Source organism: Micromonospora sp. NPDC005220 (genome assembly GCF_040607895.1).
Lineage (GTDB): Bacteria > Actinomycetota > Actinomycetes > Mycobacteriales > Micromonosporaceae > Micromonospora.
Map to the genome: position 1 here is coordinate 18,534 of NZ_JBEXHP010000055.1, position 19,284 is coordinate 37,817.

Here is a 19,284-nt window from a genome sequence, read left to right on the forward strand (position 1 = left end):
CGAGGAGTGAGCCGGGGTTGCGAGCCTCGCAGTCGCGAACGGAGGGCGGTTCGGTGAGCGCGAGGAGTGAGCCGGGGTTGCGAGCCTCGCAGTCGCGAACGGAGGGCGGTTCGGTGAGCGCGAGGAGTGAGCCGGGGTTGCGTGACCGTATCGCGGTGGAGTTGGCGCGGGCCCGGGCCCGGACCAGTTTGTTGACCGAGGTGGTCGACGACGCCGACCTGACCCGCCAGCACTCACCGCTGATGTCGCCGCTGGTCTGGGACCTTGCCCACGTGGGTAACCAGGAGGAGCTCTGGTTGGTCCGTGACGTCGGGGGCCGGGAGCCGGTCCGGTGTGACATCGACGAGCTGTACGACGCGTTCAAGCAGCCGCGTCGGGACCGTCCCGCGCTGCCCCTGTTGCCGCCCGCGGAGGCGCGCGCCTACCTGGCCACCGTCCGGGACAAGGTGCACGACCTGCTCGACGCGGTGACCTTCACCGAGCGGCCGCTGGTCGCCGACGGGTTCGCCTTCGGCATGATCGTGCAGCACGAGCAGCAGCACGACGAGACCATGCTCGCCACCCACCAGTTGCGCTCGGGGCCGGCGGTGCTGCACGCCCCGGCGCCGCCCGAGCCGTCGGTCCGGGTCGGCGCGGAGGTGCTGGTGCCGGCCGGCGAGTTCACCATGGGCACCGACACCGATCCGTGGGCGTTGGACAACGAACGTCCGGCGCACCGGGTCGATCTCCCGGCGTACGTCATCGACGCCGCCCCGGTGACCAACGGCCAGTACGCGGCGTTCATCGCCGACGGCGGCTACACCGAGCAGCGCTGGTGGAGCCCGGCCGGCTGGGAGCATCGGGTTCGGGAGCAGCTCAGCGCGCCGATGCACTGGCGTCGGGACGGCGACGACTGGTCGTATCGGCGTTTCGGTCAGTGGGCGCGGGTTCGCGCCGACGAGCCGGTGGTGCACGTGTGCTGGTACGAGGCGCAGGCGTACGCGGCGTGGGCCGGCAAGCGGCTGCCGACCGAGGCGGAGTGGGAGAAGGCGGCCCGGTGGGATCCGACGACCGGGCGGTCGCGCCGTTACCCCTGGGGGGACGACGACCCGACCGAGGCGCACGCCAACCTCGACCAGCGCCATCTGCGGCCGGCGCCGGTGGGCGCGTACCCGGCCGGCGCCTCGCCGTTGGGTGTGCACCAGCTGATCGGCGATGTCTGGGAGTGGACCTCGACGGCGTTCGACGGGCATCCGGGGTTCACCCCGTTCCCCTACCGCGAATACTCGGAGGTCTTCTTCGGCGGCGACTACCGGGTGTTGCGCGGTGGCTCGTTCGGCACCGACCGTTCTGCCTGTCGGGGCACCTTCCGGAACTGGGACTATCCGATCCGCCGGCAGATCTTCAGCGGTTTCCGCTGCGCCCGGGACGCGCGACCGGACGAGTCGTACCGGTGAGGGGCCGCGCGACCGGCGGCCCGGCGGCGGGTCGGGGGCGCTGATGTGTCGCCACCTGGCCTACCTGGGGCCGCCGGTCACTCTGGCCGAGCTGTTGTTCGACCCCCCGCATTCGCTGGTACGGCAGTCCTGGGCGCCCCGGGACATGCGCGGCGGCGGCACGATCAACGCCGACGGGTTCGGTGTCGGCTGGTACCCGGGCGAGGGTGAGCCGGTGCGGTACCGCAGGGCGCAGCCGATCTGGAGCGACCCGACCATCGCCCAGCTCGCTGCGGTGACCCGCAGCTCGGCGGTGCTGGCGGCGGTGCGTTCGGCCACCGTCGGGATGGCGGTGCTGGACGGCGCGGCGGCGCCCTTTGCCGAGGGGCGGTGGCTGTTCAGCCACAACGGTGTGGTTCGCGGCTGGCCGGACGCCGTGGTGCCGCTCGCCGCCGAGCTGCCGGTGCGTGACCTGCTCACCCTGGACGCCGCCACCGACTCGGCGCTGCTCTGGGCGCTGGTGCGGCACCGGTTGCGCGCCGGCGTCGACCCGGCCGAGGCGGTCGGGCGGACGGTGAGCGACGTTGCCGCCGCCGCACCCGGGTCGCGGCTCAACCTGCTGCTCACCGACGGGCACCGGGTGCTGGCCAGCGTGGCGGGGCACGCGCTGTCGGTCCGCGAGACGCCGGGTTCGGTGCTGCTCGCCTCCGAGCCACACGACGACGATCCCGGGTGGCGGTCGGTGCCGGAGGGGCACCTGGTCGTCGCCACCGCGGGTGAGGTGCGGGTACGTCCACTGCCGACCCCGGTGCGCCACGCCGGGCAGGCAGGCAACGCTTGATCGAACAGAGGAGCGAAACCGATGACCGCGGAACCCCTGGAGATCTACCTCGAAGAGGGTGACCTGGAGCGCGGCCTGCGCGACGACGTCCGGGCCGGGCTGAGCGCCGAGCCGAAGTGGCTGCCGCCGAAGTGGTTCTACGACGCCCGGGGCAGCGAACTCTTCGAGGAGATCACCCGACTGCCCGAGTACTACCCCACCCGGGCGGAGCGGGCGGTGCTGGCCGCGCACGCCCCTGACATCGCGGCGCTGACCGGGGCCAAGACGCTCATCGAGTTGGGCTCCGGTTCGTCGGAGAAGACCCGGCTGCTGCTGGACGCCTTCACCCGCCGGGGTGGGCTGGGCACGTTCGTCCCGCTCGACGTGTCGGTGAGCGCGCTGCGCGGGTCCACCGCCCAGATCGCCGCCGACTATCCCCACCTGCGGGTCCGGGGCATCGTGGGGGACTTCACCCGGCAACTGGACCGGCTGCCCACCGGCGGCCGGCGGTTGGTGGTGTTCCTCGGCGGCACCATCGGCAACCTGTTGCCTGCCGAGCGGGCCGAGTTCCTCACCTCGATGCGCAGCGCGCTGGAGGTCGGCGACTGGCTGTTGCTCGGCACGGACCTGGTGAAGGACCCGTCGGTGATCGTGCCCGCGTACGACGACGCCGCCGGGGTCACCGCCGAGTTCAACCGCAACGTGCTGCACGTGATCAATCGCGAGTTGGGTGCCGACTTCGACCCGGCCGCGTTTGAGCACGTCGCCGTCTGGGATGCCCAGCAGGAGTGGATCGAGATGCGGTTGCGGGCGACCCGGCCGATGCGGGTGCGGGTGCTGGGGCTGACCGTCGATTTCGCGGCGGGGGAGGAGCTGCGTACCGAGGTGTCGGCGAAGTTCCACCCGGCGGGGATCGCCGCGGAGCTGGCGGCGGCCGGCTTCGCCACGGTGGAGTTCTGGACCGACCCGGACGCGCTCTTCGGCGTGACGCTGGCGCGGGCGCAGTGAGCCTGTTCACCCCGGCTCGTCCGCTCCGGGCGGTGATCCGATAGGCTGATCACGCGAAGGGGAGTAGCCCCCAATGTCGTGGTCGACATACTGGTGCGTTCCGCATCCGGCCACGCGGCCCCGGTTTCCTCGGGGCGGGCGAGACCTTCGACTCAGGCTGTTGCAGCCGGGTCGAGGGCGCCCCTGTACCTCCTCCCGGCGTGAACGGAAAGGACGTCATGGAGGGATTTTTCGCCGCGCTGGTCGTCAGCTTCGGCGTCATCTTCGTCGCCGAGCTGGGGGACAAGTCCCAGCTGATGGCGCTGACCTTCGCCACGCGGTTCAAACCGATCCCGGTGCTGATCGGCATCACGGTCGCCACCGCGGTGGTGCACCTGGCGTCGGTCGCCATCGGCGCGAGTCTCGGGGCGGTGCTGCCGACCGAGTGGATCTCCCTGGTGGCCGGCGTGGCGTTCCTCGGGTTCGGTGCGTGGACGCTACGCGGGGACAAGCTCACCGAGGAGGAGAAGCGCAAGGCGGAGAAGACCAACAAGACCGCGCTGGTGGCGGTGTCGGTGGCGTTCTTCCTCGCCGAGCTGGGTGACAAGACGATGCTCGCCACCATCACGCTGGCCACCAAGTACGGCTGGTTCGGCACCTGGCTCGGCTCCACCATCGGCATGGTGGCCGCGGACGCGTTGGCCATCCTGGTCGGCCGGATGCTCGGTCGGCGGCTGCCGGAGAAGACCATCAAGTACGGCGCCGCGATCCTCTTCGCGATCTCCGGTCTCTGGCTGATCCTGGAGGCGGTGAACGAGCTGACCTGAGCGCATCGTCCGGGCCCGCCGCAGGCCAGCCCGGTCTGGGGAAACAGGGCCTAGCTGACCCGAGGGCGGGTAACTGCCCGGGGTGGAGCCGGCCGAGTTGCTGCGCCACGGCGACCAGGTGCTGGTTGCTGTGGTGGAGGTGGCCGGCGCGCTGGTGATCTTCGTGGGTGCGGTGTGGGCGGTGGTGCGGTTCGTGGTCGAGGGGCTGCGACACCGCACCGCCGACCGTTTCACGCCGATCCGGCTCTCGCTGGGCCGTTTCCTGACCCTCGGCCTGGAGTTCCAGTTGGCGGCCGACGTGCTGCGTACGGCGCTGTCGCCGTCGTTCGAGCAGATCGGCCAACTGGCAGCGATCGCGACGATCCGAACAGCGTTGAACTACTTCCTGGGCCGCGAGATCCGCCAGGAGCAACGTCAGGTGGCCGACGGTGGGCGCCGACCGTGATGGACGCCCTGCTGGACCTGCTCACCGCGGCCGGCCTGCTCCGGCTCGCCGGGGAGCCGGGTTGGTACGGCGGCGGCGATCATCGCCCTGCGTGAGCTGCTCGGGGCGGCGCTGAGCAGGCCACCACCGTGGTCCGGCCGACAATCCCCGGCGCCCTGCGCCGACGACGATCACCGCCTACCGTTGGCCTCGACAGGTGAAACGGGAAGAGCGGGAGGATGACCACATGGCCCGGCACGACGAACCGAACGAGTACGGCTACTCCGGCGCTGCCACCGCTCCGGAGCCGCCGCCCGGCGGGAAGTCCGACGAGGAGGATCGCGTCGAGGAGGTGGCGGTGCCGGGCGACGACCTGACCGGACCGACAGCCGAGGCGCTGGCCGAGGAGACCGAGGACCTGCCGCCCGCCGATCGTCGCCGCTGATCGCACGCCCTCGCGGCCGGTGCGCGACAGCTCGTCGGCCCGCTTCGCCGGTCCGCGGGCCGCGCCGAACCGTTCAGCGGGCGTCGGGGTGCTGGTAGACGTCGGGTACGCCGTCGCCGTCGGCGTCCAGCCGTTCCCGCTCCGCCACCCTGCGGTACGTCGCGTTGCGGCGGCTGAGCACCGCGGCGGCCAGCCCGGCGGAGATCACCGAGCCGAGCAGCACGGCCGCCTTGACCCGGTCGTCGGCCGTGCTGCCCGCCCCGAAGGCCAGGTCGCCGATGAGCAGTGAGACGGTGAACCCGACGCCGGCCAGCAGGGCGATCCCGAGCAGGTCGGCCCAGGTGATGTCCTCGTCGAGTTCGGCGCGGGTGAACCGGGCCAGCAGGTAGGTCGAGCCGAAGATGCCGATGCACTTGCCCAACACCAGGCCGGCGACGATGGCGATCACCATCGGGTCGGTCAGCAGGGCGCCCAGGTCGGTGCCGCGCAGGGTGACCCCGGCGGCGAACAGGGCGAAGACCGGCACCGCGAAGCCGGCCGACACCGGCCGCCAGCGATGCTCCAGGCGCGCGGCGAGCCCGTCCTCGCCCGCCCCCGCCGCGCCCGCGTCGGCGGCGGTTGGCCGGTCGCCGCCCGCCCGTCGGCGGGCGAGCACCGGCACCGTGAAGCCGAGCAGCACACCGGCCACCGTGGCGTGTACGCCCGAGGCGTGCATCAGTGTCCAGGCGGCGATCGCGAGCGGGATCAGCGCCCACCACCAGGTACGCCCCCGCTGCACCAGCACGGCGAAGAGCCCGATCGGCGCCAGCGCGGCGAGCAGCGGAACGGGGTGGAAGTCGGCGGTGTAGAAGATCGCGATGATGGTGATCGCGAACAGGTCGTCGACCACCGCGAGGGTGAGCAGGAATGCGCGTAGGCCCTGGGGCAGATGTGAGCTGACCACCGCGAGCACGGCGAGCGCGAAAGCGATGTCCGTGGCGGTGGGGATGGCCCAACCGCGCAGGCCCTCCCCGCCCCCGCTCAGGACCACCGCCACGTAGATCAGCGCCGGCAGCAGCATCCCGCCGAGCGCGGCCGCCACCGGCAGCGCGGCCCGGCGCGGGTCGCGGAGGTCACCGGCGACGAACTCCCGTTTGAGCTCCAGGCCCACCACGAAGAAGAAGATGGCCAGCAGTCCGTCCGCCGCCCAGGTGGCCAGGTCCAGGTCGAGGTGCCAGGGCGCGCCCGGCCAGGGCACCACCTCGCCGAGCCGGGTGTACGAGTCGGACCACGGGGAGTTGGCCCAGAGCAGCGCGATGACGGCGCCCGACAGCAGCAACGCGCCACCGACGGTTTCGGTACGCAGCACGTCGGCCAGGTGCCGGGCCTCGGGCCAGGATGATCGGGAGAACAGCCGGATCTTCGGCGGACGTGGCCCGGGCGGTGGGGTGCGGGAGTTCATGGGCGGGCTCACCTAGGGGAGTCGGGGCAGCAGGAATCGACTCGCCGACCAGGCTTCCCGGCACACCGCTGTCGACCCTATCCGGCGGTGTGGTCAGCGGCGACCGCTGGGCCGATCGGACGCCGTCCGATCGGCCCTCGACTTTTTCCCCGTTGTCGCCGCAGCCGAATGGACGTTTGTCGGGTTGGTCATGCGGGCGCACATCTCGCCACTGGAAAATAGGCAACTCCGGACATAAGCCGTATTAGCAGCTTTAATGGTTTCACGAGTTTAGAGACGACCTTGGGGGTTTTCGTGAAGTTCTTTGCCGCAACCGAACCGGCACGGGGGGCCTCCTGATGGACCTGCTCCGGCAATTGCGCCACGTGCGTCGGCACTGGTGGGTCGTGCTGGTCACGGTCATGGTGACCCTCGGCGTCTCGGCGTTCCTGACCGTACGGGCCCAACCTCGGTACGTCGCCTCGGTGACCTTCTTCGTCACCACCCCCAGCACCGGCGTCACCGACGCCTACCAGGGCGGGCTTTTCCTCCAGCAGCGCGTCAAGTCGTACGCCGACCTGCTCCGCAGTGACCGGCTGGCGCAGAGCGTGGTGGCCGAGACTCCGGTTGGCCTGACCGCGGACGAGGTGCAGCGCCGGGTGAGCACCTCCACCGAGACCGGCACCGTTCTGCTGCGCGCGTCGATCACCGACACCGACCAGACCCGCGCCTTGCGCGTGACGGAGAGCTTGGCCAACAAGTTCGTCGAACTCGTGCAGAAGGTCGAGACGACGCCGGAGGGCAAGACGCCCATCAAGATCGAAGTGGTCAGTGGTCCGCGGGTCAGCGCCAACCCCGTCTCGCCGCAGCCGGTCCGCAACCTCACCCTCGGTGCTCTGGTGGGCCTGATCCTCGGCATCGGTCTGGCGATCCTGCGCGGCGTCGCCGACGTCCGACTGCGCGACGCCGCCGGCCTGCAACGCGCCACCGGCAGCCCGCTGCTCGGCGAGATTCCGTTCGAGGCCGCCGCCCGCAGCGCTCCGCTCATCGTGGGCGACGCCGCGACCTCGGCACGTGCCGAGGCGGTCCGCAAGCTACGGACCAACCTGCGCTTCGTGGACGTCCACGAGCCGGCCCGGGTCATCGCGGTGACCAGCGCCCTGCAGGGCGAGGGGAAGACCACGCTCTCCTGCAACCTGGCCATCGCGTTGGCCGAGGCGGGCTGGCGGGTGCTGCTGGTCGACGCGGATCTGCGCCGCCCGAAGGTCGACGACTACCTGGGCCTGGACGCCGGCGTCGGCCTCACCGACGTGCTCGTCGGCGACGTGAAGGTGGGCGACGTCGTGCAGCGCTGGGGCGACAAGTCGCTGCTGGTGCTGCCCAGCGGGTCGGCCCCGCCGAACCCGAGCGAGCTGCTCGGCTCCAAGGCCATGTCGGACCTGCTGCTGGCGCTGCGCGAGTCGGCGGACATCGTCATCATCGACACCGCGCCGCTGCTCGCAGTGACCGACGGCGTGGTCGTAGCCGTGCAGGCCGACGGCGCGCTGCTGGTCACCCAGCAGGACCGTACCTCGCGGACCCAGGTCGCCGCGGCGGCCCGGTCGCTGCACTCGGTCTCGGTGCGGCTGCTCGGCTGTGTGCTGAACATGGCCAAGGTGGCCAAGGCCGAGGCGTACCAGTACGAGGCCTACCGGGTGGCCGCGTCGACGACCGGGGCGTCAGTGCCGGCCGACCGGGCCGCGTCCGGCCGGCACAGCGCGACCGCAGACGGGGTCAACGGCGTCCCCGACCACACCCAGGAACTCACCCGGCTGCCCCGATGAGCGCGGCGAGGGGTCGCAGCGACCGTTCGATCTCCTCGGCGCAGCGTCGGAAGTCGGCGGCGGTGCCGCCGATCGGGTCCCGAAGGTCGTCCTCGTCCGGGGCGGCGGGTTGCAGCCGTCCCCGGGCCTGGGCGGCGGCGGCGATCGCCGCCCGCAACGGTTCGTCGGCCGAGTCGGCGGGCGGTTCGGCCGCCGCGGCCAGCCGGCCGAACTGGCGCAGCGTGAACGTCCGGTGCAGCGCACCCGGCGCCAACGAGGTGCAGACCGAACGTTGGCGTCGGGTCGCGGTCAGCACGAGCGTCGCGTCGACCAGGTACTCGGGGCGTAACCCCCGGGTCCGGAACGCCGCCGGGTCCGCACCGCTCTCGGTGGCGACCTCCATCGCGTACGGGTGCATGGCCAGCCCGTCGAGCGCGTCGGTGCCGGCGCTGGCCACCTCGACGTGCTGGTCGGCCAACAGCCGGCGGGCCAGGTACTCGGCCATCGGCGACCGGCACAGGTTGGCGTGGCAGACGAACAACACGCGATCAGCCATCGGTGCCCCTCTCATCGGTACGGACACGGGCGCGCGCACCGCGAGGGCGGTGCGTCGACGCCGGTGGCCGCGCAGGGAGGGGTTGCCGGCATCGTACGCGGGCCGGACACGCGCCGGCTGTGGTGCCGCGCCGACCGTCGGCGATCCCTGCGGGACGGGGGTGAACCAGTGAAGATCGGCATCCTGTCGTACCACTTTCCGCCCGAGCCGGCGTTCATCCCCGGGAGCCTCGCCGAGGAGTTGGCCGCGCGTGGGCACGAGGTGCGGGTCCTCACCGGCTTTCCGGACTACCCCGGCGGGCACGTCTATCCCGGCTGGCGACAGCGGTGGCACCACGAGACGCACAGCCAACGGCTGAGTGTCCGACGGGTGCCCCGGTACCCCGGGGGCGCCGCGTCCGTCGGCGGACGGATGGTCAGTTACCTCTCCTTCGCCGGCAGCGCGGGGCTGGTCGCCCGCCGGTTCCTCGGCGACGTGGACGCGCTCTACGTCTTCCAACTGCCGGCGACGACGTTCGCCGCCGCCGGGGTGCTCCGGCTGCTCGGGCGGGTGCCCGCGGTGCTGCACGTGCAGGACGTCTGGGCCCGCGACGGCGCGGAGGAGGGCGGCGAGGGGCGCTGGGTGGCGCGGATGGGCAACGCGATGACCCGGATCTACCGGGCCGCGGCCCGAATCGCGGTCGCCGCGCCGTCGATGCGGGATCTGGTGGTCGCCGCCGGCGCCGACCCGGACCGGGTCCGGCTGGTGCTGAACTGGACCGACGAGCGGATCTTCCACCCGGCGACGCCGGGTGCGGCGGCCCGCCAGCTGGTCCGTCGGGACGGTCGGTGCGTGGTGATGCACGCCGGGACCATCGGGGCGCGGCAGGGGCTGGAGACCGCGGTCCGGGCGGCCGCCGCGCTGGATCGGACGATGGATCTGGTCCTGGTCGGCTCGGGAGCGGCGGAGCGGCGGGTGCGGGGGCTCGCCGCCGAGCTGGGCGCGGAGAACGTCCGCTTCCTGGAGCGACGGTCGCCGGTCGACATGCCCGAGCTGTACGCCGCCGCCGACTACCAGCTGGTCATGTTGCGTGACCTTCCGGAGCTGCGCGGCACGGTGCCCGGCAAGCTCCAGGCCGCACTCTCCTGTGCCGCACCGGTGATCGCGTCGGCCGGTGGGGACACCGCCGAGCTGGTCGAGCGGGCTCGGGCTGGGCTGTCCTGCCCACCGGAGGACTGGGCCGCCCTGGCCGACCGGTTCTGGTTGGCCGCCACCATTCCGCCGCCGACCCGCACCGAGATGGGTCGCCGGGGGCGGGCCGCGTACCTGCGGGAGATGTCGCTGCCCGCCGGCGTGGACCAGATCGAACGGCTGCTGCACGAGGCGGCGGGACGTGTCGCGCAACCTCTCGCGGAACCGCGAAGAAACCTCGCCTAAAGGACGACAAGCGCAATAACGGTACGAAGTTCCCTTCGGCGTGCTAAGAACGTCAGGGAATCGACCTTCTGTCCGGTTCCACGAACGGGAGTGTGGTGTGACGGTGAGCGAACGACCGATCCGGCGGCGGAGCCGGTCCCGGCGTCGTCGGCGTGCCCGGCTGCGACGGGCCCTCCTGGGCGCCCTGGTGGTCGGCTCGCTGTTGCTGGCGACCGGCGGGTGGATCGGCTTTCGCGGCTGGCAGGCGCGCAATCACCTGCTCAACGCCGCTGGCCTGGCCCGAGAGCTGAGCGCCCAGGTCGTCGGTGGGGACACCGACAAGGCCCTGCGGACGCTCGCCGCCCTCCAGGAGCAGGCCGGCGCGGCCCGCGCGGCAACGGCCGACCCGAGTTGGCAGCTCGGACGGCGTACACCGATCGCCGGCGAGGACCTCGACGCCGTCGCGAAGATCGCCGTCGCCATCGACGAACTCGCCCGGCACGCCTTCCCGACCCTGCTCCGGACGGACCTGACCAGCCTGGTGCCGACCGGCGGTCGGGTGGACCTCGCCCGACTGGCCGCCGTCTCCACCCAGCTGACCGAGGTCCACGAGTCGGTGCAACGTACCCGCCAGAACCTGGCGGCGGTGCCGGCCGACAGCTTGGTCAGCCAGATCCGGCAGGCGCTGAGCGACCTGCGCGCCGAGATCGACCGGCTGGCCAGCCTCACCGCGGCCGCCGACCAGGGAGCCCGACTGCTCCCGCCGCTGCTCGGCGCGAACGGCCCACGCCGCTACCTGCTCGTCTCGCAGAACCTCGCCGAGCTGCGCGCCACCGGCGGCATGTTCGGCGCGTACGCGATGATCGAGGCGGAGAACGGCAAGGTGAAGATGGGCAAGCAGGGCAGCAGTGCCTCGCTCGGCCGGTTCACCCCGGCGGTGAAGGTGCCCGCCGAGACCCGGGCCCTCTGGACCGACCTGCCGGGCATCTATCCCGCCGACGTCAACCTGTCCCCGCACTTCCCGACTGCCGCGACGCTGTACCGCGAGATGTTCCGGCGCAAGACCGGCACCACTGTCGACGGGGTGCTCGCCGTCGATCCGGTGGTGCTGTCGTACCTGCTCAAGGCGACCGGTCCGGTGCTGGTGCCCGGTGGGGTGCCGCTCGCCAGCGAGAAGGTCGTGCAGACCCTGCTCAACGACAGCTACCAGCGTCTCGACGTCAAACAGCAGGACGACTTCTTCGCGGCGTCGGCCGCCTCGGTGTTTGACACCTTCTTCAAGAAGAATGTCAACCCACGGGTGCTCTTGTCCGCATTCGACCGTGCTATCACCGAACGCCGGATATTGTTCTGGAGTGCCCGACCTGAGGAACAGCGGACATTCGGCGCGAGCCGGATGGCCGGGACGCTTCCGGAACAGGACACCGTGCCGACTGTCGGCGTGTTCCTCAACGACGGCAGCGGCGCGAAGCTCGGCTACTACCTGCGGCCGACGGCGAACCTGACGGTCGGCGAATGCCGGCCGGATGGCCGCCGTGCGCTTCGGCTGCGGGTGACTCTGCGCTCAACGGCGCCGAAGTCCGGACTCAGCGAGTCCGTTCTCGGCCTCGGTCTGGCCGGAGACCCGTACACCGCCCGCACGTTGGTGTCGATCTTCAGCCCGGCCGGTGGAGCGGTGCTTGAGGCCCGGCTGGACGGGGCCGAGACGGCGCTTGGCAGCGGCACCGAACGCCGCCGTCAGGTGGCGACGGCCAGCGTCGATGTCAGCCCCGGTGCCGAACGGGCGCTGGAAGTCACCGTGCTGACGGCCAAGACCGGCGTCGGGCAGGCCGAGTTGTGGCTGACCCCCACCGCCAGCCCGTGGACCACCCAAGTTCATTCCGCACCAAGCTGTGACCAGTAGGAGGGAACCAATCATGCGGCTATCCCGCATCATCATGGCGCTCACGGTCGGCCTGGCCGTGGTGGCCGTGCCGACGGCAGCGGGGGCGGCACAGCCGCAGCCGACGCCCAGCGCAACCACCGACCCAACACAACCGCCGCCGTACCCGCCAGGCACGGGGGTCGCGTCGCTGACCGTCAACCAACCGACTATCTTCCTCGGCGAGACGGTCGTGCTGACCGGTACCAACTTCGGCCCGAACGAGACCGTCGACATCACCGTGACGGTCACTCCGCTGGCCGCACCGGCCGGCGGCGCGGCTCCGGCTCGCCGCAGCGACGGCAGCACCGTGGCGATGGCTCCGGTGGCCTACCAGGCGAGCGCGCCCCTGAACTTCACGGTGTTCACCGACGCCCAGGGTCGCTTCACCAAGAGCTACAAGCCGTCGGTGACAGGTCTGCTGACCTTCACCGCCACCGGCCGGGAATCCGGCCGTACCGCCAGCACCGAGCTGCGGGTGCTGCCCAAGAAGCAGCCGCTGCCCGTCACGGGTGACAGCCTCGGCACACCCATGAAGCTCGGTGGCGGCCTGGTCGGCGCCGGCGCGATCATGCTGCTGCTGACCCTGGCCTGGCGTCGCCGCCAGCGCTTCGGTGGTGCGGCGCACTAATCAACACCACCGGGCTGCGCCCGAATCGCACGGCAGTTGGCGCCCGTCGGAACACTCCGACGGGCGCCAGCCCGTCCAGAAGAACACCCGGCCCTCCAGCGCCGCTCCCTCAAGTCCGGAGACGCCCCGGGCCTTGCGATGACCGCGTCCGATCCCAAGGGCGTACTGTGTCCGCCTTGCGGCGTTTCGTGCGGCGAGTCGATTCTTGATCGACTCGGGTTTCATAAAGTCGGGGTGTCCGGGCGTCCGGGATACCCCGATTTCCGTGAACCCGAGTGGATCACCCGAGTGAGGGCCGACGCGGCGCCGATCGCCGGGGTCGGCTTGGGTGTTTTGTCTGGTCGGGGGTGTTTGTGGGGTGTGGTCGGCCGCACTCGTGGGTCGGAATCATGGCCGGGCCGGGGTCGTTACATACCCTGACGATCGCAGCACCACCGACCCGCTGCCCGGCCCCCCAGGGCTGGATCGCAGGTCGCGCAGGTTGGAATGCCAGCCTCCGCCCGGTCGTTGCAGTCCCCACGACCGACCGCCTCGGCACCGCCTTGATGAGGCTGCCGGTGGACGGGGCCAATCCCGGAATGCTGTCGGCCCCTCGGTCGTTGCAGTCCCCACGACCGACCCGGCACCGCCTTGATGAGGGTGCCCGGTGGATGGGCCACCCCCGGAATGACCCCGGGCCGCCGGTCGTTACAGATGGACCCGGCGCCACGAGCCCCCCGGCCCGTGAAGTCGCCGACCGACGCCCCCGGTGGGCGTCACCCCGAAGACTTTTCCCCTTGTTTTGTGCAGCGCCGGACGAGGTGCTCGCACCCGTGACCGCCGTTCCCCCGATCGGTGTGTGCGGGTGTTCTACCCCCGAAGGAGCTACCCCCATGAACACGATCATCCGTAAGAGTGTGTTGTCTGTTGCTGGTCTCGCGTTCGCCGGTGGTGTGTTCGCCGGTCCGATCGCCGCGCACGCCAACCCGGTGGACGCCAAGCCGGTCGCGGTCGCGGTGCAGTCGGCGGCGCCGAAGCCGCAGGGCGACCAGTCCCGGATCACCCTCAACGATGAGCAGACGGCCAACGTCAAGGCGATCATCGCCGCGACGAAGAAGGCCGGTCTCCCGGAGCGGGCCGCGGTGATCTCGGTCGCGACGAGCCTGCAGGAGTCGAAGCTGGAGAACCTGGGCCACCTGGGCGACATGAACGACCATGACTCGCTGGGTCTGTTCCAGCAGCGCCCGAGCTCGGGTTGGGGTACGCCGGAGCAGATCACCGACCCCGCGTACTCGACGACCGCGTTCCTCAAGGGCCTCAAGCAGGTTGATGGTTGGCAGGACATGCCGCTGACCCAGGCCGCGCAGACCGTACAGGTCTCCGCGTACCCGGACGCCTACGCCCAGTGGGAGCAGCAGGCCACCGACCTGGTCGCCCAGCACTGGAACAGCTGACCCACCACACCACTGCATGACACCGACCGCTGGCCGGCACCCGCAACACGGGGTGCCGGCCAGCGGCGTACCCCGGTCAGTTCTTGTGGTTGTGGCTGCGCCAGATGTCGATAAGCGCGGCGATCAGCGCGAGCACGATGATGCCGGTGGCCAGCATGAGGGACCGTTCGAAGGCGGTGGTCCAGTCGCCGCGGCTGTCGGCCAGCGACGAGAAGAACAGCGAGCCGACGGCGGCGATGCCAGCTGCGGCGCCGATCCGCTGTCCGGTCTGGAGCATGCCCGCGCCGCTGCCCGCCTGATCTACCGGCACTTCGGAGAGGGTGATCGTCTGGTTGGGGGCGATCACCAGCCCGCTGCCGATGCCGGCGACGAGCAGGGGACCGGCGGTGACCCACGGTGCCGGGGCGTGCGGCGCGAGGTGTAGCGCGATCACCGTCGCGGCCAGCCCAACCACCACGGTGAGCAGGCCGATGGCGACCAGTGGACGGCCGAAACGGTTGACGATGCGGCCGCCGAGCACGGCGGCGGCCGCCGACCCCAGGGCGAAGGGGGTGATGGCCAGGCCGGCGACGAGGGCGCTGTAGCCGAGGCCCAGCTGTAGGAACAGGGTGAAGATGAAGAAGATCGCGGTGAAGCCGCCGAAGTAGACAAGCGCCAGGATCGAACCCAGGGTGTACGACTGGAAGGTGAACAGTCGAAGGTCGAACAGGGGTTGGTTGCGGCGTTCGTACCGTCGCTCCCAGAGCCCGAAGGCGACCAGCACCGCCAGGCCGGCCGGGATGAGCGCCCACTTCCAGGGGGTCCGCCACTGCTGCTCCTGCACCAGTGGCAGCAGGACCAGGACCACACCGATGCCGAGCAGCAGGACGCCGACCGGGTCGAGTCGACGCCAGCCGGGTTGACCGGTGGGGCGGCCGGGCAGCAGCCGCCAGCCCAGGAGCACCGCGACGACACCCACGGGCACATTGACGAAGAAGACCCAGCGCCAGCCGTGTTCCTCGCCGCCGACGGCGATGAGCAGCCCGCCGAGCAGCGGCCCCACAGCGGTGGAGATGCCGATGGTGGCGCCGAGCAGCCCGAACGGACGGGCGCGTTCCGGGCCCCGGAACAGCTGCTGGATCAGCCCGATGACCTGCGGATTGACGATGCCGGCGGCGGCGCCTTGCAGCAGTCGGGCGATGACCAGCCACGTCGGGGAGGTGGCGAGGCCGGCGAGCGCGCTGGTGATGGTGAACAGCGCGATGCCGAAGACGAACGCGTTGCGCCGGCCACGGGCGTCGCCGAAGCGGCCGGCGGGGACCAGCGCGAGGCCGAAGGTGAGCGCGTACCCGGAGAGGATCCATTGCAGGTCGCTCGGCGACGCGTGCAGCGCCCGGTCGATGGACGGCACCGCGACGTTGACGATGCTCACGTCGAGCAGCGTCATGAACGCGGCGACGAGTCCGACGCCGACCGCCTGCCAGCGTCGTCGGTTGTCGGCCGCGGTCACCGGTTGCGGCGTCTGCGCCGCGCTCATCAGGCCCCCCGTCGACCGTCGATCACGCCTTGCTGATCGCTACCCGGGTCTCCGGGGGGCGAATCCTCCAGGGTGGTTCCGGCGTTCACGCCATCTGGCGGGCACAGAACCGCGGGCCGAAGTCGAGGCCGGCCATCGGCGAGTCCTCGCGGTGCAGCAGGCCCTTTTCGGTGAGCAGGTGCAGGGGACTGCCCACCTGTTCCTCGGTCAGCCCGGATTCCTCGGCGATCAGGTCCGGGTAGGGCACCTGCCCGCGTGACTCAAGGGTGGTGACCGCCTGGTACACCCGTTGCTCGGCCTCCGACAGTTGCACCTGCTGCATGGTTCCTCCTTCGCTCGTCCGCCATCGCGGTGGCGGCTGCCGTGCGCCGGTTACCCCCTCGGTGCCCGAAGATGCACACCCGATCGGGCGGTCGTGGCGCAGCCGGGTCCGGCGGTTTCGCAGGGGCCGTGCCCTAGGCTGCTTCCGTGATCGTTTGGGACCTCGTCGTCGTCGGCGCTGGCCCGGCCGGGCTGTCCGCGGCACATGCCGCTGCCCGTGCGGGCGTCTCCACCCTTGTTGTCGAGCGAGCCGCCCACCCGCGGTACAAGACCTGCGGCGGTGGCCTGATCGGCACGTCCCTGGCGGCCGTTCAGGATCGGATCGAGGTGCCGGCGCACGACCGGGTGGACCGCGTGACGTTCACCCGCGACGGCCGCCGGGAGTTCACCCGCCGTAACGACAGTCCGGTGGTGACGATGGTGCGCCGCGAGGAGTTCGACGACCGGCTGCGCGTGGCGGCGGTCGCCGCCGGCGCGCAGATGCGTGAGCGGGTCGCGGTCCGCGCGATCGAGCAGGACCCCGAGGGGGTACGCCTGCGGCTGGCCGACGGTACGACGATCGCGGCGCGTGCCGTGATCGGGGCGGACGGGTCGTCGGGGGTGACCGCGCGGCACGTCGGGGTTCGGTACCGGCAGGTGGATCTGGGTCTGGAGTTGGAGATTCCGGTGCCGCAAGCCGAGCAGGAGCGGTGGCGGGGTCGGCTGCTGCTGGACTGGGGTGCCATGCCGGGCTCGTACGCCTGGGTCTTTCCCAAGGGTGACCGGCTGACCGTCGGCGTGATCGCCGGCCGGGGCGCGGGGGAGGGGACCCGCGACTACCTGCGGCGGTTCGTCGACCGGTTGGGTCTGACCGGGTCGCCGGCGGAGCACGACTCCGGTCACCTGACCCGGTGCCGCGCGGAGGATTCACCGTTGCGCAACGGCCGGGTGCTGGTGGTGGGGGACGCGGCGGGGCTGCTGGAGCCGTGGAGCCGGGAGGGCATCAGCTTCGCGTTGCGCTCCGGTGAGCTGGCCGGTGCGGCGGTGGCGGGCGGTGATCTGCCGGGGTACGAGCGGGCGGTGGGCGAGCGTCTGCTGCCGGAGATGCGGGCGGGGTTTCGGCTGCTCGACGTGTTCACCCGCCGCCCGGATGTGTTCCACGCCCTGTTGGCGACCCCGCCGGGCTGGCGGATGTTCGTGCAGTTCTGTCAGGGGCGGGCGAGCTTCGACGAGATGCTGCGCCGACGCCCGATCCGGGCCGCGCTCGCCGTGCTCGGCCGGTTCTCCCAACCGTCTCCGCAGCCCACCACCGCTCACCCAGGATCCTAGGATGCCCTACGGGGTGTGTCCGAGCACTGGTGCGGAAAGGCCCGACGGCCGGACAATCGGGGGAGAGTAGGAGGAGGCGCCGATGGCCGAGCAGCCGTTCACCGACGACGAGTACGCGTTCCTGCGGCACGTGCGGTTCGGGGAGTTGCCGCCCCCGGTCCGTCCGGAGGAGTTGGTCGCGCTGACCGAGACCGATCCGGGGCGGGACGGGCCGGAGAAGGCCGAGGACCCGATCCGCTGGAACGTGCAGGGCTGAGAACGCGCGACGGGCCGTGGGTGTCGCCACCCACGGCCCGTCGACGGTGTGCGATCAGAAGACTGGCACGCCCTCGCGAACGAGACGCCAGTTGGGCTGGAAGAAGTCGGCCGGGTCGATCGTCCCCCGGGCCTGCGCCCAGTCGATGAGCAGCTGACGGATCTCCTGCTGCGCGTTGTAGACCTGGGTCTTCACGATGCCGGGGAAGTTGCCGCCGCCGCTGCGCCGGTAGTTGTTCACCGCCACCACGAACTGGGCGTTGTCGGCCACCGGAGTGTCGGTGCCGGCCAGCACCAGGCGGGTGATCCGCTGGCCGACCGGCTTGGAGATGTCGATGTCGTAGTCCAGGCCGGAGAAGACGTCGTAGTTGTAGTCCGGCACCGCCGGGTCACTGATCTGCTCCGGGTCGACCGGGGCGCCCGGCGCGAGGGTGCGGAAGAACTTCGCCGAGTACTCCAGGTACGCGCGCACCTCGGCGCCGCTGAGCACGACCGCCTCGAGGGTGTTGTCGTACACGTACAGGCCGGCCACATCGCGGATCTTCACGTCGCCAGCGGGGAAGACGGCGGTGCGGCTGAACGGCGCCGCGATCGACAGCACCGGCAGGTCCGCGTACGCGGTGCCGGCCAGCGCCGCGCCGACCACAGCGGTCTGCACGTGGTTGATGAAGTCCAGGATCGGCGTGTCCTTGTACCGCGACTCCGCCGCCGACAGCTCCACCGTGGACTTCGCGACGACCTGGTTGACGTACGCCACGGTCTTCTGGTGCTGGGCCCGCACGGCGGCGAGCACCTTCGGGTCCTCGACCACGGTGTTGGTGTTCAGCATGGTGGCGGCCTTCTTGGTGATCGTCCAGCGGCCATGCTCACGGGCGAGGGTGAAGTCCATCCGGGTGAGCCGCTGGCCCCACTTCGAGGGCTCGGAGAGCAGCACCTGCGTGCCGGTGCGCTCGTTGGTGACGAACCGCTCGACCACCTCGTTGTGCGCGTGACCGAAGAGGATCGCGTCGATCCCCGGCACCTGCTGGGCGATCAGCGCCACCGGGTTCTCGTTCGGTAGCTCCGGCCCGTAGCTGGAGGTGCCGCTGTCGCCGCCGTGCGCGGAGATCAGCACGAGGTCCGCGCCGCGGGCCCGCATGATCGGCACCCACTTCGCGGCGGTCGCGATCATGTCGTAGAAGCGCAGCTTGCCCTCGACGTTGCCCTTGTCCCAGATGGCCACACCGGGGTTGGTCAGCCCCAGGATGCCGACCCGCAGGGTCGGCGCGGCGAAACCGAGGGAGACCTTCTTGATGACGTACGGCAGGAAGGCCGGCTTGCCGGTCTTCGCGTTGACCGCGTTCGCGGCGAGCGCCGGGAAGCCGAGCTGACGGATCCACAGGTCCAGCAACGGCAGACCGTAGTTGAACTCGTGGTTGCCCAACGTCACCGCGTCGTAGTCGATGACGTTCATGGCCCGGGCCATCGGGTGCTTCTCCCCGGTGGCGGTGATCGGTTCCTGCTTGGCGTAGTACGTCGCGAGGGGCGTGCCCTGGATGGTGTCGCCGGCGTCGAGCACCAGCGTCGCCTTGCCGCGCCGCTCGGCGCGGATCTGGTTGATCAGGGTCGCCAGCTTCGCGACGCCGATGTCGTTGTGCTTGCTGTCGTCGTACTCGGCGTCGCGGTAGTAATCCCAGTTGTAGACGTTGCCGTGAGTGTCCGACGTGCCGAGCAGCGTGAGGTCCCAGGTGCGCGACGGGGCCGGGCCCGCCGCCTGCGCGGGCGCGGCGGCGATCAGCGGGGTGGTCGCCGCGGCCGCCGCGGCGACG

General features: G+C 71.3%; 18 protein-coding genes. 13 read left to right on the plus strand and 5 right to left on the minus strand.

Annotation, left to right across the window (positions count from 1 at the left end; translation table 11 throughout):
- Positions 1–113 precede the first annotated feature (113 nt).
- From egtB to ABZU52_RS20290, 6 genes are all read left to right on the plus strand, one after another.
- The gene (gene egtB / locus ABZU52_RS20265) at positions 114–1,436 is read left to right on the plus strand and encodes an ergothioneine biosynthesis protein EgtB (protein WP_354972546.1); all 1,323 of its coding nucleotides are present in this window, start codon (positions 114–116) and stop codon (positions 1,434–1,436) included.
- A gap of 43 nt (positions 1,437–1,479) precedes the next feature.
- Complete coding sequence (gene egtC, locus ABZU52_RS20270; protein ID WP_354972547.1) at positions 1,480–2,256, plus strand: ergothioneine biosynthesis protein EgtC; 777 nt, start codon at positions 1,480–1,482, stop codon at positions 2,254–2,256.
- Between the two features lie 21 nt (positions 2,257–2,277).
- Positions 2,278–3,243, plus strand: coding sequence for an L-histidine N(alpha)-methyltransferase (gene egtD / locus ABZU52_RS20275; RefSeq protein ID WP_354972548.1), 966 nt, complete (start codon positions 2,278–2,280; stop codon positions 3,241–3,243).
- A gap of 218 nt (positions 3,244–3,461) precedes the next feature.
- The gene (locus tag ABZU52_RS20280; protein ID WP_124854391.1) at positions 3,462–4,049 is read left to right on the plus strand and encodes a TMEM165/GDT1 family protein; all 588 of its coding nucleotides are present in this window, start codon (positions 3,462–3,464) and stop codon (positions 4,047–4,049) included.
- Positions 4,050–4,131: 82 nt separating this feature from the next.
- Positions 4,132–4,494: a DUF1622 domain-containing protein gene (locus tag ABZU52_RS20285; RefSeq protein WP_354972549.1), complete on the plus strand. Its 363-nt coding sequence runs from the start codon at positions 4,132–4,134 to the stop codon at positions 4,492–4,494.
- A 226-nt stretch (positions 4,495–4,720) separates the two neighbouring features.
- Positions 4,721–4,918: a hypothetical protein gene (locus ABZU52_RS20290; RefSeq protein ID WP_354972550.1), complete on the plus strand. Its 198-nt coding sequence runs from the start codon at positions 4,721–4,723 to the stop codon at positions 4,916–4,918.
- A gap of 73 nt (positions 4,919–4,991) precedes the next feature.
- On the opposite strand, the gene nhaA is transcribed toward ABZU52_RS20290, so the two are convergent.
- Positions 4,992–6,359, minus strand: coding sequence for a Na+/H+ antiporter NhaA (nhaA, locus tag ABZU52_RS20295; RefSeq protein ID WP_354972551.1), 1,368 nt, complete (start codon positions 6,357–6,359; stop codon positions 4,992–4,994).
- Positions 6,360–6,697: 338 nt separating this feature from the next.
- Here nhaA and ABZU52_RS20300 point away from each other — a divergent pair, with 338 nt between their 5' ends.
- Positions 6,698–8,161, plus strand: a complete 1,464-nt coding sequence (locus ABZU52_RS20300) for a polysaccharide biosynthesis tyrosine autokinase (RefSeq protein WP_354972552.1) — start codon at positions 6,698–6,700, stop codon at positions 8,159–8,161.
- Here ABZU52_RS20300 and ABZU52_RS20305 read toward each other — a convergent pair.
- Positions 8,142–8,696 carry a low molecular weight phosphatase family protein gene (locus ABZU52_RS20305; protein WP_354972553.1) on the minus strand — a complete coding sequence of 185 codons (555 nt, stop codon included), beginning with the start codon at positions 8,694–8,696 and terminating at the stop codon, positions 8,142–8,144. The genes ABZU52_RS20300 and ABZU52_RS20305 overlap by 20 nt on opposite strands.
- A gap of 168 nt (positions 8,697–8,864) precedes the next feature.
- Here ABZU52_RS20305 and ABZU52_RS20310 point away from each other — a divergent pair, with 168 nt between their 5' ends.
- The 4 genes from ABZU52_RS20310 (at position 8,865) to ABZU52_RS20325 (ending at position 14,076) form a co-directional block, all read left to right on the plus strand.
- On the plus strand, positions 8,865–10,112 hold the full coding sequence (locus ABZU52_RS20310; RefSeq protein ID WP_354972554.1) for a glycosyltransferase family 4 protein: 1,248 nt from the start codon (positions 8,865–8,867) through the stop codon (positions 10,110–10,112).
- Positions 10,113–10,215: 103 nt separating this feature from the next.
- Positions 10,216–11,994: a DUF4012 domain-containing protein gene (locus ABZU52_RS20315; protein WP_354972555.1), complete on the plus strand. Its 1,779-nt coding sequence runs from the start codon at positions 10,216–10,218 to the stop codon at positions 11,992–11,994.
- A gap of 13 nt (positions 11,995–12,007) precedes the next feature.
- A complete protein-coding gene (locus ABZU52_RS20320; RefSeq protein WP_354972556.1) occupies positions 12,008–12,643 on the plus strand; it encodes a hypothetical protein in 636 nt (211 codons plus the stop codon).
- 872 nt (positions 12,644–13,515) lie between these two features.
- Positions 13,516–14,076 carry a hypothetical protein gene (locus tag ABZU52_RS20325; RefSeq protein WP_354972557.1) on the plus strand — a complete coding sequence of 187 codons (561 nt, stop codon included), beginning with the start codon at positions 13,516–13,518 and terminating at the stop codon, positions 14,074–14,076.
- 76 nt (positions 14,077–14,152) lie between these two features.
- Here ABZU52_RS20325 and ABZU52_RS20330 read toward each other — a convergent pair whose 3' ends face one another.
- A complete protein-coding gene (locus tag ABZU52_RS20330; protein ID WP_354972558.1) occupies positions 14,153–15,592 on the minus strand; it encodes an MFS transporter in 1,440 nt (479 codons plus the stop codon).
- Positions 15,593–15,677: 85 nt separating this feature from the next.
- Complete coding sequence (locus ABZU52_RS20335; protein ID WP_354972559.1) at positions 15,678–15,914, minus strand: hypothetical protein; 237 nt, start codon at positions 15,912–15,914, stop codon at positions 15,678–15,680.
- A 146-nt stretch (positions 15,915–16,060) separates the two neighbouring features.
- On the opposite strand from ABZU52_RS20335, the gene ABZU52_RS20340 reads away from it, so the two are divergent.
- The gene (locus ABZU52_RS20340; protein WP_354972560.1) at positions 16,061–17,221 is read left to right on the plus strand and encodes a geranylgeranyl reductase family protein; all 1,161 of its coding nucleotides are present in this window, start codon (positions 16,061–16,063) and stop codon (positions 17,219–17,221) included.
- 82 nt (positions 17,222–17,303) lie between these two features.
- Entirely contained in the window at positions 17,304–17,477 is a 174-nt protein-coding gene (locus tag ABZU52_RS20345; RefSeq protein WP_354972561.1) for a hypothetical protein, read from the plus strand.
- Positions 17,478–17,531: 54 nt separating this feature from the next.
- Here the strand turns inward: ABZU52_RS20345 and ABZU52_RS20350 are convergent.
- On the minus strand, positions 17,532–19,284 hold a 1,753-nt coding region (locus ABZU52_RS20350), incomplete at its 5' end, for a 5'-nucleotidase C-terminal domain-containing protein (RefSeq protein ID WP_354972562.1).